The organism is Streptomyces capillispiralis (assembly GCF_007829875.1).
Lineage (GTDB): Bacteria > Actinomycetota > Actinomycetes > Streptomycetales > Streptomycetaceae > Streptomyces > Streptomyces capillispiralis.
On the sequence record NZ_VIWV01000001.1, the window covers coordinates 1,421,146 to 1,437,179 of the forward strand.

Below are 16,034 nucleotides of genomic sequence, written 5' to 3' on the forward strand. Positions count from 1 at the left end.
GCGCGGGACCGGGACCCGAGGGCGCGGGACCGGGACCCGAGGGCGCGGGACCGGGACCCGAGGGCGCGGGACCGGGACCCGAGGGCGCGGGACCGGGACCCGAGGGCGCGGGACCGGGACCCGAGGGCGCGGGACCGGGACCCGAGGGCGCGGGACCGGGACCCGAGGACACGGGTCCGGGACCCGAGGGCGCGGGACCGGGACCCGAGGGCGCGGGACCGGGACCCGAGGGCGCGGGACCGGGACCCGAGGGCGCGGGACCGGGACCCGAGGGCGCGGGACCAAGACCCGAGGGCGCGGGACCAAGACCCGAGGGCGCGGGGCCAAGACCCGAGGGCGCGGGGCCAAGACCCGAGGACACCGGACCGGGCGTCGCCGCGGCGGCCCGGCCGCTGCGCGGCGCCGTGCCCCGGTTCGTCCCTGGGGCGGGCGGCACCGCGTCCCGTGCTCGGGCCGCGTCCGCGCCCTCCCTCGCGCCCTCGCCCTGGACCTCGACCGTCGTGGCGTCGGGTACCGGCTCGTCGGGCGCCACGGCACGTCCCGCCGCCGTGTCGGCGTCCGCCGTCTCGGGGGCGTCCGCCGGCTCGGCGGTCGCCCCGGACTCGACGCCGCCGTCCGCCCCATCGTCCGCTGGTGTCCCGGAGGACGTCGCGGTGCCGGACGCCCGACCACCGACCGTCGGCCCGTCGGACGGCAGCGCGCCGGACTCGGCGCCTCCGCGCGCTTCCTCGTCCGGAGCATGCTCGTCGGCCCCCGCCCCGCCGGAGGCCACGCCACCGGCCGGCACCTCGGCGGCCGCGGCGTCACCCCCCGCGTTCCCGTCCTCACCGCTTACGCCCTCACCGGACCTCGACCCGGCGGACCTCACCCCTCCGGACCTCCCCTCCCCGGGCGTGACGCCCTCGCCGGGCTGCGTGCCGTCGAGGGGCGCCTCGGTCCGCGCCGGCGCGTCTTCGGGGGCGATCCGGTCCGTGGGGGCCACGGTGTCTCCGCTGCCGGAGGCAGGGGCGCCGCTGCCGCGCCGGGCCCGTACCGCGCGGCGCAGGGCCTCGCGGGCCATGTCGGCCGGACGGCGCTCCGGCCCGGCGGCGGGCGGCCCGGCGGCGGGCGGCGCGGTGCCGGGCGGCGTCGTGGGCCGGACGGGACCGGCGGGGGGCGCCGGCTCGCGGGTCGCCCGTGCGCGTGCCGCGCGCAGGGCCTCGCGGGCCTCGTCGGACGGGCGGGGAGTCATGCCGGCCTCCGCAGCGACACCAGGTCGGCGAGGTCACGGTCCGACAGTTCCGTCAGGGCCGACTCGCCGGAGCCGAGGATCGCGTCGGCGAGGGCGCGCTTGGACTCCAGCATCTCGGCGATGCGGTCCTCGACCGTGCCCTCCGTGACGAGGCGGTGGACCTGGACCGGCTGGGTCTGGCCGATGCGGTAGGCGCGGTCGGTGGCCTGTTCCTCGACCGCCGGGTTCCACCACCGGTCGAAGTGGACGACGTGGCCCGCGCGGGTCAGGTTCAGTCCGGTGCCGGCGGCCTTGAGGGACAGCACGAGCACCGGGGTCGCCCCGCTCTGGAAGCGGTCCACCATGCGCTCCCGCTCCGGCACCGGCGTACCGCCGTGGAGGAGGTCGACCGGGACCGCCCGCTCGGCGAGGTGCGCGGTGATCAGACGGGCCATGCCGACGTACTGGGTGAACACGAGCGCCGAGCCGTCCTCGGCGAGCAGGGTGTCCAACAGCTCGTCCAGCAGGGCGAGTTTGCCGGAACGGGCGGCGAGCCGGTCACCGCCGGCCCGCGCGTGCTCCTCCTTCAGATACAGGGCCGGGTGGTCGCAGATCTGCTTCAGCGAGGTCAGCAGTTTCAGCACCAGGCCGCGGCGGCCCATGCCCTGCGCGGTCTCGATGGCGGCCATCGACTCGCGCACCACCGCCTCGTACAGCGCGGACTGCTCGCGGGTGAGCGGTACGGGGTGGTCCGTCTCGGTCTTGGGCGGCAGCTCGGGCACGATGCCGGGATCGGACTTCTTGCGCCGCAGCAGGAAGGGGCGCACCAACCGGGCGAGCCGCCGGGCCGCCTCCTCGTCCTCCCCGGTCTCCACCGCGCGGGCGTGCCGGGCGCGGAAGGACTTCAGCGGGCCGAGGAGTCCCGGGGTCGTCCAGTCGAGGAGGGCCCACAGCTCGGAGAGGTTGTTCTCCACGGGGGTGCCGGTCAGCGCCACGCGCGCGGGCGACGGGATGGTGCGCAGGGCCTTGGCCGTCGCGGAGTGGGGGTTCTTGACGTGCTGGGCCTCGTCGGCGACGACCATGCCCCAGGCGTGCCCGGCCAGGGCGGGCGCGGCCGAGCGCATGGTGCCGTAGGTGGTGAGGACGAAGCCGCCGGTCGGGCCGTCCAGGGTGCGGTCGGGGCCGTGGAAGCGGCGGACGGGGACGCCGGGAGCGAAGCGGGTGATCTCCCGCTGCCAGTTGCCGAGCAGGGAGGCGGGGCAGACCACCAGGGTCGGTTCGGTGCGGGCCCGCTTGAGGTGCAGCGCGATGAGGGTGATCGTCTTGCCGAGGCCCATGTCGTCGGCGAGGCAGCCGCCGAGGCCGAGGGAGGTCATCAGGTCGAGCCAGGCGAGGCCCCGGAGCTGGTAGTCGCGCAGGGTGGCGTCGAGACCGGGCGGCGGTTCGGCGGGCCGGACGCCGGCGGTCAGACGGGCGTGCAGCGCGGCGAGGGATCCGGCGGGGACCGCCTCGACCGTCTCGCCGTCGATCTCCGTGCTGCCGGTGAGGGCGACGGACAGCGCGTCGACCGGGTCCAGCAGCCCCAGGTCCCGTTTGCGGGCCTTGCGGACGAGGGCCGGGTCGACCAGCACCCACTGGTCGCGCAGCCGGACGACCGGGCGGTGGGCCTCGGCCAGGGCGTCCATCTCGGCCTCGGTGAGCGGGTCGCCGCCGAGGGCGAGCTGCCAGCCGAAGCGCAGCAGGTCCTCGCTCTCGAAGAAGCCGGTGCCGTCGGTGGCGGAGCCGGGGGCGGGGCGGACCACCGCGGTGGCGGTCAGGTCCTGCGCGAGGTCGCGCGGCCAGTGCACGGCGACCCCGGCCGCGGCGAGCCGGGTGGCCGCCACGCCCAGCAGGTCGTTCAGCTCGTCCTCGGACAGGGCCAGCACGTCGGGCACGTCCTGGTCGGAGAGTCGGTCCAGCGGGGGCCAGACGCGGGCCGCGCGGCGGACGGCGAGGGCGGCGTCCACCCGCGCGCGGGGGCCGAAGGCGCCGTCCGCCTCACCCGACCACAGGGCCGCCGCGTCGGCCACCAGGGTCGGGTCGGCGAGGCTGTGCACCTGCACGATCGCGGCACCGGCGCCGCGGGTGCCGCTCCCGTCCCCGCCGGCTCCGTCCCCGGCGTCGAAGAGGTCGTACGCGGAGAGGTCCAGGCGGAGCGAGATCCGCACCCCGGCGTCCATGCCGGCGGCGACCTCGGCGGCCCAGTCGTGGGCGTGGGGCAGCCGCTGGGGCTTCCGCGCGGCGAACGGCAGTCCCGAGGCGTAGGGCGCGGCCGGGGTGCGGGGCAGGGTGTCGGCGACGGCGTCCAGGAAGGCGCGGACCAGTGCTTCCGGCCGGGGCAGCCGGAGGGCTCCGGGGCCGGGCAGCGGGACGGCGTGGCCCTCGGGGGGCAGGGCGGCGGCCACCGCGCGCAGATGGGCCACGTCGTCCGGGTCGAGGGGTCCCGCGCGCCAGGCGTCGTGGCCGGTGGCGGTCAGGCCGGGCAGCAGCCGGCCGCGGGCCGTGAGCCGCAGGGCGTGCAGGGCGGCGGCGCCCCAGCAGGCGGTGGCGGGGTGGGCCGCGGGGTCGTGGCGGGCGCGGACGAGCAGCGGCAGGGCCTCGTCGACGGGGAGGGACAGGGCGGGGACGGTCCGGCGGCGCACCCCGGCGCCGTGCGGACGGACGACGGTGAGGTCGGCGGGCCGCGCGGGGCCGTCGGTGGAGTCCGGGATGCCTTCCCCGGCGGGGGCGGCCTCGGGGTCGTAGAAGGCGAACCGTCCCTCGCGCGGGAGGGGTGCGGGCAGGAAGACGGCGGCGAGCCGGACGGGGACGTCCGCCCCGTCCGCGCCGCCGGGGCCGGTCGTGTCCCGCCCGGCCGTCACGGTCCGCTCACTCATGCGTCCGGTCACCTCCCGCCCGCGTGTCGCATCAGCCGTCTTCGACTCTACGGGCGGGGTCTGACAATCGGCCCCGGCGGCCGGTCCGGTGCCGCGCCCGGGATCAGGGCACGGTGCGGGAGACGAGGTAGACCCTCGGGTAGCCCGGCTTGTCGTGGTTGACGACGACGTCGTGCGTGGGCGCCGGGTTCTCCTGTTCGTGGACGAGGCCCGACCAGGTGCCGGGGCCGTCGAAGGTCCAGCCGGTGACGTCCCGGTCGCGCTCGCCGATGGTGATGTCGTCCCGCTTCAGATCGCTCTGCTGCACGCCCAAGCTGGTGAGGAAGGCGCGCAGGCCCGCGTCGGTGGTCTCGAACTCGACGTACAGGCGGCTGGTCTTCCAGTTGTTGGTCTCGTAGGTGGCCACCCACCACGCGGGGTGCGGGACGGGCACCTGGTAGAGCCGGCGCTGGAGCTTCGACGGCCAGCCGTAGGTCAGGCCGGTCGCGGAGTACTTCGCCTCCTTGTCCTTGCCGCTGGCCCTGCTCTGGTTGGCGGAGATCACCAGGTAGCCGGCCGGGATGCCGATGAGCAGCACGATGGTCAGCAGGGTGAGCGCCCTGCGCCGGATCCTGTGCAGTCGGTCCTCGGGCGGGCGGGGCTCGCCCGGGGATCCCACCTGCTGGGGGAACGGGCCGGTCACAGCGTCTCCTGGGTGGTGCGGCGGGCCTCCGCGTACCGCTCGTAGCGCTCGTACCGCTCGACCCGGCGGCGCTTGGCGCGGCGGAAGCGGCGGGCGACCAGGCGGGCGAGGTCGGCGGCGCCGACCATGCCGGCCTCGGGGCCGAGCTGGGCGCGGACGATGTGGGCCTCGGGGCGGTAGCCGCGGCCGGTGAGCTGGCGCTTGAAGGCGTCCCGCGCGGGGCCGATCAGCAGGTCGTCGGCGGCGGAGACGCCGCCGCCGATGACGAAGCAGGAGGGGTCGAGGGCGGCGGCGAGGTTGGCGATGCCGACGCCGAGCCACTGGCCGATGTCCTGGAGCAGTTCGATGCACATGGCATCGCCCTCACGGGCCAGCTCGGTGATCATCGGACCGGTGATGTCGGCGATGTTGCCCTTGACGTGCTCGATGATCCCGTAGGCGACCGGGGAGTCGGCCGCGGCCAGCTCGCGTGCCTCGCGGACCAGCGCGTTGCCGGAGCTGTACTGCTCCCAGCAGCCGCGGTTGCCGCAGGGGCAGCGGTGGCCGCCGGGGACGACCTGCATGTGGCCGAACTCGCCGGCCACCCCGTACTTGCCGCGCTTGACCTGCCCGTCCTCCAGGATCGCGCCGCCGATGCCGGTGCCGAGCGTGATCATGACGAGGTGGTCCTCGCCGCGCCCGGCGCCGAAGCGCCACTCGGCCCAGGCGGCGGTGTTGGCGTCGTTGTCCACCAGGACGGGGACGGCGAGGCGGCCGGCGATGCGGTCGCGCAGCGGTTCGTTGCGCCAGGACAGGTGGGGGGCGAACAGCACGCGGTTGCGGTCGGCGTCGACCCAGCCGGCCGCGCCGATGCCGACGGCGTGCACGTCGTGCCGGTCGGACAGGTCCAGCACCAGTTCCACGATGGTGTCCTCGACGACCTTCGGGCTCTTGGACTTGTCCGGGGTCTCCGTGCGCAGCCGCTCCAGGATGTTGCCGTCGGCGTCGACGACGCCCGCCATGACCTTGGTGCCGCCGATGTCGATGCCCACCGTCGGGACGCGGGGCGCCGTCAGGTGGGAGCGGCGCTCCCTGGTGCCGACGGTTCTCAGGACCGGGGCGCGGCGGGAGCCGATGGGGGCGGTGAAGTCGCGGTAGGTGCTCATCGTGTGCGATTGTGCCGCACCGGTGCGGTGATTGTGGTGCGGGGCAGGTGGGGGGTGGTGCGGATCATGGCCGGGTGCGGGTGCGTCGTGGCCGCTCGCGCGGTTCCCCGCGCTGTTCGGCCGGCCGGAGTTCATGGCGTAGGTCGTCCAGTTCGTTGCCTCCGGCCATTTGTCTGGTCAGCTCGTCGAGGGTGATCTCGTCCCGCGTGTGGTTGCCCGCCATCGTGCCGCGCTTCAGGAGGACGAAGCAGTCGCCCACCAGGTACGCGTGATGCGGGTTGTGGGTGATGAAGACGACGCCCAGACCCTGGTCGCGTGCTGCGGCCACATATCTGAGGACCACACCTGACTGCTTGACGCCCAGTGCCGCCGTCGGCTCGTCCAGGACCAGGACCTTGGCGCCGAAGTACACGGCGCGGGCGATCGCCACGCACTGGCGTTCGCCGCCGGAGAGGGTGCCGATGGGCTGGTCGACGTCGCGCAGGTCGATGCCCATGCGCAGGAGTTCCGCGCGGGTGGTGCGGCGCATGTGGTCGACGTCCATGCGTCGGAAGGGGGCGATGCCCTTGCGCGGTTCGGAGCCGAGGAAGAAGTTCCGCCAGACCGGCATGAGGGGGACGACGGCCAGGTCCTGGTGGACGGTGGCGATGCCGCGGTCCAGGGCCTCGCGCGGGGAGGCGAGGCGGGTCGCCTCCCCGTCGAGGCTCAGTGTGCCGCCGTCGTGCTGGTGCAGACCGGCGATGATCTTGATGAGCGTCGACTTGCCGGCTCCGTTGTCGCCGAGCACGCAGGTGATCTCGCCGGCGTGCACCGCCAGGGACACGTCGTGGAGGGCGCGGGCGGTGCCGTAGCGCTTGCCGACGCCGGACAGCTCCACGAGCGCCGCGCGGTGGTGGGTCGGTGTCACTTCGTGGCCTCCGCGCGGCGGCGTACCCAGGTGTTGAGCAGGGTGGCGAGGAGCAGCATCGCCCCGAGGAAGAACTTGAACCAGTCCGGGTTCCACTCGGCGTAGACGATGCCCTTGCTGGTCATGCCGAAGAGCAGGGCGCCGACCGCCGCACCGACGGCGCTGCCGTGGCCGCCGGTGATCAGGCAGCCGCCGATGACGGCCGCGATGATGTAGATCAGCTCGTTGCCGACGCCCTCGCCGGACTGGACGACGTCGTAGCTGAAGAGCAGGTGCTGGCCGCAGATCCAGGCGCCGAGGGCCACGCCCATGTAGAGGGCGGTCCTGGTCGCGGTGACGGGGACGCCCACCGCGCGGGCGGCGTTCTCGTTGCCGCCCACGGCGAAGATCCAGTTGCCGGCGCGGGTGCGCAGCAGGATCCAGCTGCCGAGGGCGGTCAGGGCGAGCCACCACAGGACGGTGACCTTGATCTGTACGCCGCCGAGGGTGAGGGTCGAGGCGAACAGGGCCCGTGCGCTGTCGAAGCCCTCCATGTCGGCGACGGTCCGGGTGGAGACGGTGCCGCTGATCAGTTTGGTGAGGCCGAGGTTCAGGCCGGTCAGCATGAGGAAGGTGCCCAGCGTGACGATGAAGCTCGGCAGTCCGGTACGAGCCAGCACGAGGCCGTTGAAGGCGCCGACGGCCAGGGTGACCAGCAGGGACACGCCGACGCCGACCCAGACGTTGGCGGTCAGCTGGTAGCTGAACATCGACGACAGCAGGGCCGACGAGGTGACCATGACCCCGGCCGAGAGGTCGAACTCGCCGCCGATCATCAGCAGGGCGACGGGGACGGCCATGATGCCGATCGTGGAGGCCGCGTAGAGCACCGTGCCGAGGCTGGAGGCGCGCAGGAAGCCGTCGGCGGCGAGGGCGAAGCAGCAGAAGACGGCGAGGGCGCCGGCGAGGGAGCCGAGTTCGGGGCGGGTCAGCAGCCGCTGGAGCGCCGGAGACCTGCGCAGAAACCTTTCACCAGGGGCCTCGTGGGGTGTCTCGCTCATCGGGTGCCCCGCTGTGCGTAGGCCGCGAGCGCGGCGGCGTCGTCCTCGGTGATGATCTGCGGTCCGGTGAGCACCGGCCGGCCGCCGCCCAGGACGTCCGCGTTGTACCGGTACAGCCACAGCAGGTCGACCGCCTCGTAGCCCTGGAGGTGGGGCTGCTGGTCGACGGCGAACCCGAGGCTGCCGTCCTTCAGGCCGGCGGCCACCTTCGCGTTGAGGTCGAAGGTGTCGATCTCGGCGTCGCTGCCCGCGCCCTCGCGCGCCTTCGCGGCGGTGTCGGCGTAGGGGGCGCCGAGCGTGACGACGGCGTCCACCCCGGCGTCGGACTGGAGCCGGGCCTCGATCGCCGACTGCACGTCGGGCATGCTCGTGCCATTGACGTGCAGCCGGACCAGTGTCCCGTCGAAGGTCTTCGCCACGCCGTCGCAGCGCTGCTCGTGACCGACGTTGCCCTGCTCGTGCAGGACGCAGAGGGCCTTCTCGCGGCCCCGCGCGTTCAGCTCCTCGCCGACCGCCTCACCGGCGATCGTCTCGTCCTGGCCGATGTGGGTGAGCGCGCCGAACCGCTTCGACTCGGCCGAACCCGAGTTCACGGTGACCACGGGGATGCCGGCCTCGCGGGCGCGCGCCAGGGACGCCTTCAGCGCGTCCGGCTTGGCGAGGGTGACGATGATGCCGTCCACCTTCTTGTCGATGGCCGCGTCCACGAGCTGCGCCTGCTGCTGCGCCTCGTCGTCGTGGGAGTACAGGAAGCGGATGTTGTCCTTCGCGGCGGCCTGCCGCGCACCGTTCTGGACGATGTCCCAGAAGGTGTCGCCGTCCCCCGCGTGGGTGATCATCGCGAAGGTCCAGCGGGGTGTGTCCACCGCCGCCGTTCCCCGGGCAGCCGCGGCCGCACGGGCGTCCTCCGCCCGTTTGCCGCCGGTACCGCTGCACCCGGCGAGCGAGAGGCCCAGCGCCCCCGCCACCGCGATGCCCACCCAGGTCGAAAACCGTGCCACGAGGACTTGCCCTTCTTGCTGTGCTCTTGCGTGCGAAGGGGCTGATGACCACACCAGCCCCAAACGCCCCATTCTCGAACACGGGCTTCGGGCGTCCCCGCGCGGGGACCGCATGCCGGTCACATTGTCCGGACATTGCGACGAAGCGGGGTGCGGGGCGCCCCGCGGGGCGCCGCGGCACTCAGGGCCGTACGAGCAGCTGGAACTCGAAGGAGTAGCGCGAGGGCCGGTAGGTGTGGGTGCCGAACTCCACCGCGCGGCCGGTGTCGTCGAAGGTCACGCGCTCCATGGTGAGCAGCGGGGCACCACTCCGCTCGCCCAGCCGCTCGGCCTCGGCGGCGGTGGCGGCCCGCGCGCCGATGGTCTGGCGGGCGCTGTGCAGGGTGATCCCGGCGGCCCGCATCAGCCGGTACAGACCGGTGGCCTCCAGCTGCCCGGTGTCCAAATCGAGCAGGCCCGGCGGCAGGTAGTTGCACAGGTACGCCATCGGCTCCCCGTGCGTGCACCGCAGCCGTTCGAGCTGGTGCACCTCGCTGTCCTCGGCCACCCCGAGCGCGGCCGCCACCTCGGCGGACGCCGCGACAAGGGTGTTGACCAGCACTTTGGTAGAGGGTCGCTGACCGGCCGTCTCCAGGTCGTCGTAGAGGCTGCTGAGCTCCAGCGGGCGCTTGACCCGGCTGTGCACCACCTGGGTGCCGACCCCGCGGCGGCGCACCAGCAGCCCCTTGTCGACCAGGGACTGGATGGCCTGGCGCACCGTCGGCCGGGACAGGCCGAGCCGGGCGGCGAGCTCGATCTCGTTGCCGAGCAGGGTGCCGGGGGTCAGCACGCCGTGCTCGATGGCGGACTCCAGCTGCTGGGACAGCTGGAAGTACAACGGCACGGGGGAGCCGCGGTCCACGCTCAGCTCCAGCTGCACGGTCGGGTCCACTTCTGGTTTCGGCACGGGCCGAGCGTAGCTCCGTGCGCTGTTGACGGGAAGTCGTGTAGTTCGGTTGTCCGGACATACGGATTGACAGGGAGCGACGCCGGCCCCACTTTGTTTCCATGCGCATCGGGGTCATCGGTACGGGCCGCATCGGCACCATTCACGCCCACACACTCAGCAGGCACCGCGACGTCGGGTCCCTGATCCTCACGGACGTGGATCCGGCGCGGGCCCAGGCCCTCGCCCACCGGCTCGGCGAGACGGCGGCGCCCGGAGTGGACGAGATCTACACCTGGGGCGTGGACGCCGTGGTGATCACGGCGGCCACGTCCGCCCACGCCGATCTGATCGGCCGGGCGGCGCGGGCGGGGCTGCCGGTGTTCTGCGAGAAGCCCATCGCCCTGGACCTCGCGGGCACGTTACAGGCGATCACGGAGGTCGAGACCGCCGGGACCGTGCTGCAGATGGGCTTCCAGCGACGGTTCGACACCGGCTACACGGGCGCGCGCGAGGCGGTGCGTTCGGGCAGGCTCGGGCGGCTGCACACCGTACGGGCGATGACGAGCGACCCGGAGCCGCCGCCGGCCGGGTATCTGCCGCAGTCCGGCGGGCTGTACCGGGACACCCTGATCCACGACTTCGACGCCCTGCGCTGGGTGACCGGCCGGGAGGTCACCGACGTCTACGCGACCGGGTCCGACGCCGGGCCCCCGATGTTCCGCGAGGCGGGCGACGTCGACACCGGCGCGGCGCTGCTCACCCTCGACGGCGGCGTGCTCGCCACCGTCACCGCGACCAGGATGAACGGCGCGGGCTACGACGTGCGCATGGAACTCGCCGGGGAGCGGGACCAGATCGCCGTCGGCCTGGACGACCGTACGCCGATCGCGTCCACCGAACCGACCGGGCCGCCCGCCGCCGACAAGCCGTGGACCGGGTTCCTGGAGCGGTTCGGGCCCGCGTACCGGGCCGAGCTGATCGCGTTCGTCGAGGTGGTGCGGGGCGAGCGGGCCAACCCCTGCGACGGCCGCGAGGCCCTTCAGTCGCTGCTGATCGCGGAGGCGTGCGAGCTGTCCCGGCGCGAGCGCAGACCCGTGCGGCCGACGGAGCTGGTGAGCGGGGCCACGGCGGCGTTCACCTGACACCCGGGGCTCACGGGCCGTCCGTGTCCTCCAGGAGGCCGGCGTCGTGGGCGAGCAGGGCGATCTGCACGCGGTTGTTGAGGCCCAGCTTGGCCAGGACGCGCGAGACATGGGTCTTGACGGTGGCCACGCTCATGTAGAGCTCCGCGGCGATGTCGGCGTTGGCCAGACCCCGGCCGACGGCGAGGGCGACCTCGCGCTCGCGGTCGTTGAGGCCGGCGATCCGGGCCCGCGCGCGGGCGCGCCGCGTCCCGGCGGCGCCGGCCGCGTGCGCCATCAGCTGCCGGGTGACGGCGGGCGACAGCACCGGATCGCCGGCCGCGACCCGGCGCACCGCGGCGACGATCTCGGCGGGCGGTGTGTCCTTGAGGACGAATCCGGCGGCGCCCGCGCGCAGCGCCCGCAGCACCTGCTCGTCGGCGTGGAAGGTGGTGAGCACGACGACCTGCGGGGCGTCCTCGCGCCCGCGCAGCGCCTCGGTCGCGGTGAGACCGTCCACCGCCGGCATCCGGATGTCCATCAGGACGACGTGCGGGCGGGTGCGGTCGACGAGCGCCTCGACCTCGCCGCCGTCGGCGGCCTCACCGACGATCTCGATGTCGTCCGCGCCGCCCATCATGAAGGCCAGCCCGGCCCGCACCAGCGGGTCGTCGTCGACGAGGAGCACTCTGATGGCAGTCATGGTCCGTACGTAACCACGGCCCGGCGGGGCGCCGACACCGGTACCGGCCGTTCCCAGTCATCCCCACGGCAGCCGTGCCCGCACCTCGAACCCGCCGTCGGGGGTGGGGCCGTGCTCCAGGGCGCCGGCCGCCAGGATCGCCCGTTCGGTGAGACCGATCAGGCCCTGCCCGGCGCCGGGAACGTGCGGTACGTCCCGCTCCGGCGCGGGGTTGCGCACGGTCACCTCCAGGCCCTCCCCCGGGCCGCCGGTGACGGTCACGGTGACCTCGGCGCCGGGGGCGTGCTTGCGGGCGTTGGTCAGGCCCTCCTGGGCGATCCGGTAGGCGGTGCGGCCGACGGAGGCGGGGACCGCGCCCGGGTCGGTGACCCGCTGGTCCAGGGTGACCTTCATGCCGGCCCGGCGGGACTCGGCGACCAGGGTGCCGAGCGCCGCGAGGGTCGGCTGCGGCCGTCCCGAGTCGTCGGACTCCCCGGCACGCAGGACGCCGATGATCTCCCGCAGGTCCTGCAGGGCCTCGTGCGCGCTCTCCCGGATGACGCCGGCCGCCCGCGCGATCTCCGCGCCCGGGGCGTCGGGCCGGAACTCGAGCGCGCCGGCGTGCACGCTCAGCAGCGTCAGCCGGTGCGCGAGCACATCGTGCATCTCCCGCGCGATGGCCTCGCGGGCGAGCCGCTGGGCCTGCTCGGCCCGCAGCCGCGCCTCCGTCTCGGCCCGCCGGGCCCGGTCCCTGAGGCTCAGCATGAGCTGCCGCTTGGACCGGACGAACATGCCCCAGCCCACGACGGCGACCATCAGCACCATGAGGAGGACGATCGAGGCGAGATACGGCAGGTCCGGGTCGGGGCGCCACCAGAAGTAGAGCGGGACCAGGGCCACCTGCGCGCCGGCCGCCCAGGCGACGTAGCGGAAGGGCCGGTGCACGGCGAGCGTGAACAGGGCGATCACGGCGACGCCGCCGGAGGTCTCCGAGACGAAACCGACCGGGGCCATGACGGCGGCCAGCCCGAACGGCCACCGCCTGCGCAGCCAGAGCGCGGCGCAGGACAGCGCGCCCAGCGCCTGGTCGACGGCGGCCAGCGGCTCGGGGACACGGGGGTTGGCGCTGAGCGCCTCGGCGCCGAGCAGGCCCACCCCGGCGGCCAGCAGGAAGCAGGAGAAGTCGACGAGCCAGTCGCGCACGGTGCGCCGGGGGCGGCGCCCGGAGCGGGCCGCGTCGGGGGCGAGCTCATGCATGAGGGCGGACGGGAAGAACCACCGTCGTCCCGTGAACTCCGGGGCGTCGCGAGCCCCCTGGTCACCAGTCACGGTCGACAAATCTATGCACGGGGCACCACGGGCGCCGTGCCGTCGGGGGGATCCGCGACCGAAGTCGCGGCACCGCAGACTTTCGGCGGTCCGCACGACTGCGATCGTGCCCTTCCGTCGGTGAGGGCTCGCCCCGCGGCCGATGTGGGTGGGGGGTCCGCGGGGCGAGAGTCGGTGGCATGAAGCAACTGCTGGAAGTGCTGGGTTTCCTCGCCCTGGTGCAGGGCGTCGCGGGTCTGGTGAGCGCGTTCTCCGACGCGGACTGGGGGCTCGTGCGGCGCGTCGGTCTCCTCGACGGCCGCGAGGTCCACGGGAGCGTCGCCCTGCTCGTGCTGGGCGTCGCCCTGTTCGCCGCCGCGGAGAGCCGGAGGCCCGGCTGATCGCCTCACGGACCTCCGGCCCGGCGGTCAGCAGCCGTGGTCGACCAGGTCGAACGAGGCGTAGTGGTCGGCGGTGTAGTAGTCCTCCCGGTACTCCTCACCGGTGACGATCCGGCGCGCGCCGCGAGTGGGGGAACCGGGCGTGATCACCGTGTACTCGTGGTAGTAGCCGGTGGACTGGCCGGGCAGCAGGCCCTCCCGGTTCTGGAAGACGGTCCCGTCCTGCTCGAACGGGTAGGGGCCGCCCTGCTCGATCAGGTCGAGCGTGTCGTGCGCCTCGGGGGGCAGGTCGCTGTAGCAGATGTCGCCGACCGCCTGGACGGAGGCGGCGACCGGGGTGGGGGCGGCGGGCGCGGCGGCGTGGGCCGTGGTCGCGGTGACCGTGCCGCCCAGGAGGAGGGTGGACAGGAGTACGGCTGCGGCGCCGGTCCGAGCGGCGCGTGGGGGGAATCGCATGACCTCATGATGACGCGCGTAGACGCTGGCATGTCAATGACAACTACAAGGAGTTTTCCGTCAGGTCCGGTGAACGGAAGGGGACTTGGGGCTTCGGCGGCCGCCAACCCGGCGCGGTCCTGGACATGGCGCGCAGCCGCCATCACCCCGGGACGCGGCACCGCACGCCCTCCGGTCACCCCGACGCGCCATCCCGCCGGCCGTCGAGCCCCTCACGGGCAGGGATGTCACGGCGCCCGAGGCGCACCCCCGGGCCGCCGCGGCGCCGGACCCGGTGCGCCGCACGCCCGGGAGAGGCCCGTACGTCCGTGCATCGACATACGCCGCACGCCCGGAAGAGGCCCGTCCGTCCACGCATCGGCAAGTGCCGCACGCCGGCAGCGGCCCGCATTTCGGTGAATCGGCGTGCACCCCACCCCCGGAACGGCCCGCGCGTCCACGCACAGGCGGCGCGCCGCATTCGGCGGTGCCGGTGAGGGTCGTCATGGAGGAACGGGCGGTCATTACCCTCCCTGCCGCGGTCCGCGCAAGGCCGTGCGGCCCATCGCGGACATGAATGTCCGGGGTCACGCGCGAGCGCGTTCCGGAAAACAGGACCGCCCGCACGTCGCGGACGAGTCGATGACCGCCCGCAATTCCCACCCTGGCACACCATCGGGGCGTCAGGAAAGATCTTCACCGAAGAAATCCCGTATGCGAGACGGGGCTTGACGGACAGTCACGATCAATGCATCCTCCAATCACTTCCCGCCGACGGATCGCCTCCGGCCCCGAGATACCGGCTCCACCTGCCATGACAGTCCAATGAATCGCATATTTCTCGATGGTTAAAGGAAATGCAGATCCAGTGAAGAATCGTTTCTTCTCGTGGAGACGCACACCTGTCGGAAGGCCGCACCGAAGTACGTGAGCAGGAAGTGAGAATTCCTCATGTTCACCGGCGGAATGACCCGCGAGCCGGCGCGACAACCGCGCGAGCAACTCGCCGACAAAAGGAGAAGAACAATGAGTGTTGACGTGGTGCGGGAATCCGCCCTGGCCGACCGGGTCGTCATCTGGGAGGAGTCCGCACGGGACGGAGCCCAGGCGAAGACCCTGATGTCCCCCGACTTCCGGGTCCGCCTCGCACGCGAGCAGGGGAAGATGTTCGGCGAGGACGGGCCCCGGCACGTGGTCTTCGCCGCCGGGTTCCCGGCGGTGTGCGCCGAGGAGTTCGAGGCGGTCCGGAAGGTCGCCGTCGAGGCCGAGGGCACGGTCAGCGTGTCGGCGGTGTGCCGGGGGACGGCCCGGGACGTGCGGCAGGCCGTGGCCTCCGTCAAGGGCACCGAGCACGCGCGGATCATGGTGATCGTGCCCGCCTCGGAGGCGATGGCGCAGGTGATGACCCACCGCCCCGCCGCCGAGGCGCTGGCGGCCGGCGTGGACCTGGTCAGGGAGGCCCTCGACACGGACGACTCGGTGATCGTCGACGTGTGCCTGGCCGATGCCTCGCGCGCCGACCACGCCCTGATGGCCGCCTACTCCGCGCAGATGACCGAGGCCGGCGCCGGAGTCGTCGTCCTGGCCGACACCGTCGGCGACCAGCTCCCCGCCGAGGCCGGCGCGATGTTCACCGCCGTACTGGACCAGGCCGGCCCGGACGTGGTGTTCGCCTCCCACCTGCACAACGACCTCGGGCTGGGCCTGGCCAACACGCTCCAGGCCGTGCAGTCCGGCATCCGCGTGGTGTCCAGCTCGTGGCTGGGCATCGCCGAGCGCAGCGGCCTGGTCGCCACCGAGCAGCTGCTGTTCCTGCTCGCCTACCGGCCCGACCGCGCCAAGGAGCTGCTGGGTGAGCACGCGACGCCGTGGTGGACCGCGCCCGACCTGACCCGGCTTCCCGAGATCGCCCGCATGGTGTCCCAGGAGACGGAGGTGCCGCTGAGCGTGACCACGCCGATCGTCGGGAGCGGGGTGGGGACCATCTCCACCGGCACCCCCTTCGTCCACCCGCAGCTGTTCCAGCCCTACGACCCCCGCGAGCTGCTGGGCATCGAGCCCCGCATCCTGCTCACCCACCTGGCCAGCGCCCGAGTGATCACGGCGGTCGCCGCGCGGCTCGGACGGGATCTGGACCGGGAGCAGACGAAGGCGGCGGCCCAATGGGTCAAGAGCCGCGCCTACCGGCAGGGCCGCGCCCTGGTCGACGAGGACGAGTTCGCCGGCTTCCTCGACGGCCTCGTCGCCACCTCCTGAGAG

The 16,034-nt window shown here is 73.8% G+C and carries 13 protein-coding genes; 3 read left to right on the forward strand and 10 right to left on the reverse strand.

Annotated elements, in window-relative coordinates:
- Positions 1–1,227: 1,227 nt before the first annotated feature.
- The 7 genes from FHX78_RS05635 to FHX78_RS05665 all read right to left on the reverse strand — a co-directional run bounded on the left by FHX78_RS05635 (position 1,228) and on the right by FHX78_RS05665 (position 9,819).
- On the reverse strand, positions 1,228–4,125 hold the full coding sequence (locus FHX78_RS05635; RefSeq protein ID WP_145866366.1) for a DEAD/DEAH box helicase: 2,898 nt from the start codon (positions 4,123–4,125) through the stop codon (positions 1,228–1,230).
- A gap of 103 nt (positions 4,126–4,228) precedes the next feature.
- Positions 4,229–4,807 carry a sugar kinase gene (locus FHX78_RS05640; protein ID WP_145866367.1) on the reverse strand — a complete coding sequence of 193 codons (579 nt, stop codon included), beginning with the start codon at positions 4,805–4,807 and terminating at the stop codon, positions 4,229–4,231.
- Positions 4,804–5,952, reverse strand: a complete 1,149-nt coding sequence (locus FHX78_RS05645) for an ROK family glucokinase (protein WP_145866368.1) — start codon at positions 5,950–5,952, stop codon at positions 4,804–4,806. The genes FHX78_RS05640 and FHX78_RS05645 overlap by 4 nt, the downstream gene beginning before the upstream one ends.
- Positions 5,953–6,016: 64 nt before the next feature.
- Entirely contained in the window at positions 6,017–6,859 is an 843-nt protein-coding gene (locus FHX78_RS05650; RefSeq protein ID WP_145866369.1) for an ATP-binding cassette domain-containing protein, read from the reverse strand.
- Complete coding sequence (locus FHX78_RS05655) at positions 6,856–7,899, reverse strand: ABC transporter permease (protein ID WP_145866370.1); 1,044 nt, start codon at positions 7,897–7,899, stop codon at positions 6,856–6,858. The genes FHX78_RS05650 and FHX78_RS05655 overlap by 4 nt, the downstream gene beginning before the upstream one ends.
- A complete protein-coding gene (locus FHX78_RS05660; RefSeq protein WP_145866371.1) occupies positions 7,896–8,900 on the reverse strand; it encodes a sugar ABC transporter substrate-binding protein in 1,005 nt (334 codons plus the stop codon). The genes FHX78_RS05655 and FHX78_RS05660 overlap by 4 nt, the downstream gene beginning before the upstream one ends.
- A gap of 181 nt (positions 8,901–9,081) precedes the next feature.
- Positions 9,082–9,819 carry a GntR family transcriptional regulator gene (locus tag FHX78_RS05665; protein WP_189908629.1) on the reverse strand — a complete coding sequence of 246 codons (738 nt, stop codon included), beginning with the start codon at positions 9,817–9,819 and terminating at the stop codon, positions 9,082–9,084.
- Positions 9,820–9,947: 128 nt separating this feature from the next.
- Here FHX78_RS05665 and FHX78_RS05670 point away from each other — a divergent pair, with 128 nt between their 5' ends.
- The gene (locus FHX78_RS05670) at positions 9,948–10,970 is read left to right on the forward strand and encodes a Gfo/Idh/MocA family protein (RefSeq protein ID WP_145866372.1); all 1,023 of its coding nucleotides are present in this window, start codon (positions 9,948–9,950) and stop codon (positions 10,968–10,970) included.
- A gap of 10 nt (positions 10,971–10,980) precedes the next feature.
- On the opposite strand, the gene FHX78_RS05675 is transcribed toward FHX78_RS05670, so the two are convergent.
- Positions 10,981–11,652 (reverse strand): response regulator transcription factor, encoded by a 672-nt coding sequence (locus FHX78_RS05675; protein WP_145866373.1) that lies wholly within the window; start codon positions 11,650–11,652, stop codon positions 10,981–10,983.
- A 57-nt stretch (positions 11,653–11,709) separates the two neighbouring features.
- Entirely contained in the window at positions 11,710–12,888 is a 1,179-nt protein-coding gene (locus FHX78_RS05680) for a sensor histidine kinase (protein ID WP_229924004.1), read from the reverse strand.
- 251 nt (positions 12,889–13,139) lie between these two features.
- On the opposite strand from FHX78_RS05680, the gene FHX78_RS05685 reads away from it, so the two are divergent.
- Complete coding sequence (locus FHX78_RS05685) at positions 13,140–13,340, forward strand: hypothetical protein (RefSeq protein WP_145866375.1); 201 nt, start codon at positions 13,140–13,142, stop codon at positions 13,338–13,340.
- A 27-nt stretch (positions 13,341–13,367) separates the two neighbouring features.
- Here FHX78_RS05685 and FHX78_RS05690 read toward each other — a convergent pair whose 3' ends face one another.
- On the reverse strand, positions 13,368–13,796 hold the full coding sequence (locus FHX78_RS05690) for a guanyl-specific ribonuclease (RefSeq protein ID WP_145866376.1): 429 nt from the start codon (positions 13,794–13,796) through the stop codon (positions 13,368–13,370).
- 1,005 nt (positions 13,797–14,801) lie between these two features.
- Between FHX78_RS05690 and FHX78_RS05695 the strand changes: the two genes are divergently transcribed.
- Positions 14,802–16,031, forward strand: coding sequence for a 2-isopropylmalate synthase (locus FHX78_RS05695; protein ID WP_145866377.1), 1,230 nt, complete (start codon positions 14,802–14,804; stop codon positions 16,029–16,031).
- The last annotated feature ends 3 nt before the right edge of the window (positions 16,032–16,034 follow it).

Excerpts from the sequence above, each read along its gene's own strand:
- FHX78_RS05695 (WP_145866377.1), top strand. The coding sequence starts at position 14,802 with ATGAGTGTTGACGTGGTGCGGGAATCCGCCCTGGCCGACCGGGTCGTC.
- FHX78_RS05685 (WP_145866375.1), top strand. The coding sequence starts at position 13,140 with ATGAAGCAACTGCTGGAAGTGCTGGGTTTCCTCGCCCTGGTGCAGGGC.
- FHX78_RS05645 (WP_145866368.1), bottom strand. The coding sequence starts at position 5,952 with ATGAGCACCTACCGCGACTTCACCGCCCCCATCGGCTCCCGCCGCGCC.
- FHX78_RS05690 (WP_145866376.1), bottom strand. The coding sequence starts at position 13,796 with ATGCGATTCCCCCCACGCGCCGCTCGGACCGGCGCCGCAGCCGTACTC.
- FHX78_RS05655 (WP_145866370.1), bottom strand. The coding sequence starts at position 7,899 with ATGAGCGAGACACCCCACGAGGCCCCTGGTGAAAGGTTTCTGCGCAGG.
- FHX78_RS05670 (WP_145866372.1), top strand. The coding sequence starts at position 9,948 with ATGCGCATCGGGGTCATCGGTACGGGCCGCATCGGCACCATTCACGCC.
- FHX78_RS05675 (WP_145866373.1), bottom strand. The coding sequence starts at position 11,652 with ATGACTGCCATCAGAGTGCTCCTCGTCGACGACGACCCGCTGGTGCGG.
- FHX78_RS05635 (WP_145866366.1), bottom strand. The coding sequence starts at position 4,125 with ATGAGTGAGCGGACCGTGACGGCCGGGCGGGACACGACCGGCCCCGGC.
- FHX78_RS05680 (WP_229924004.1), bottom strand. The coding sequence starts at position 12,888 with ATGCATGAGCTCGCCCCCGACGCGGCCCGCTCCGGGCGCCGCCCCCGG.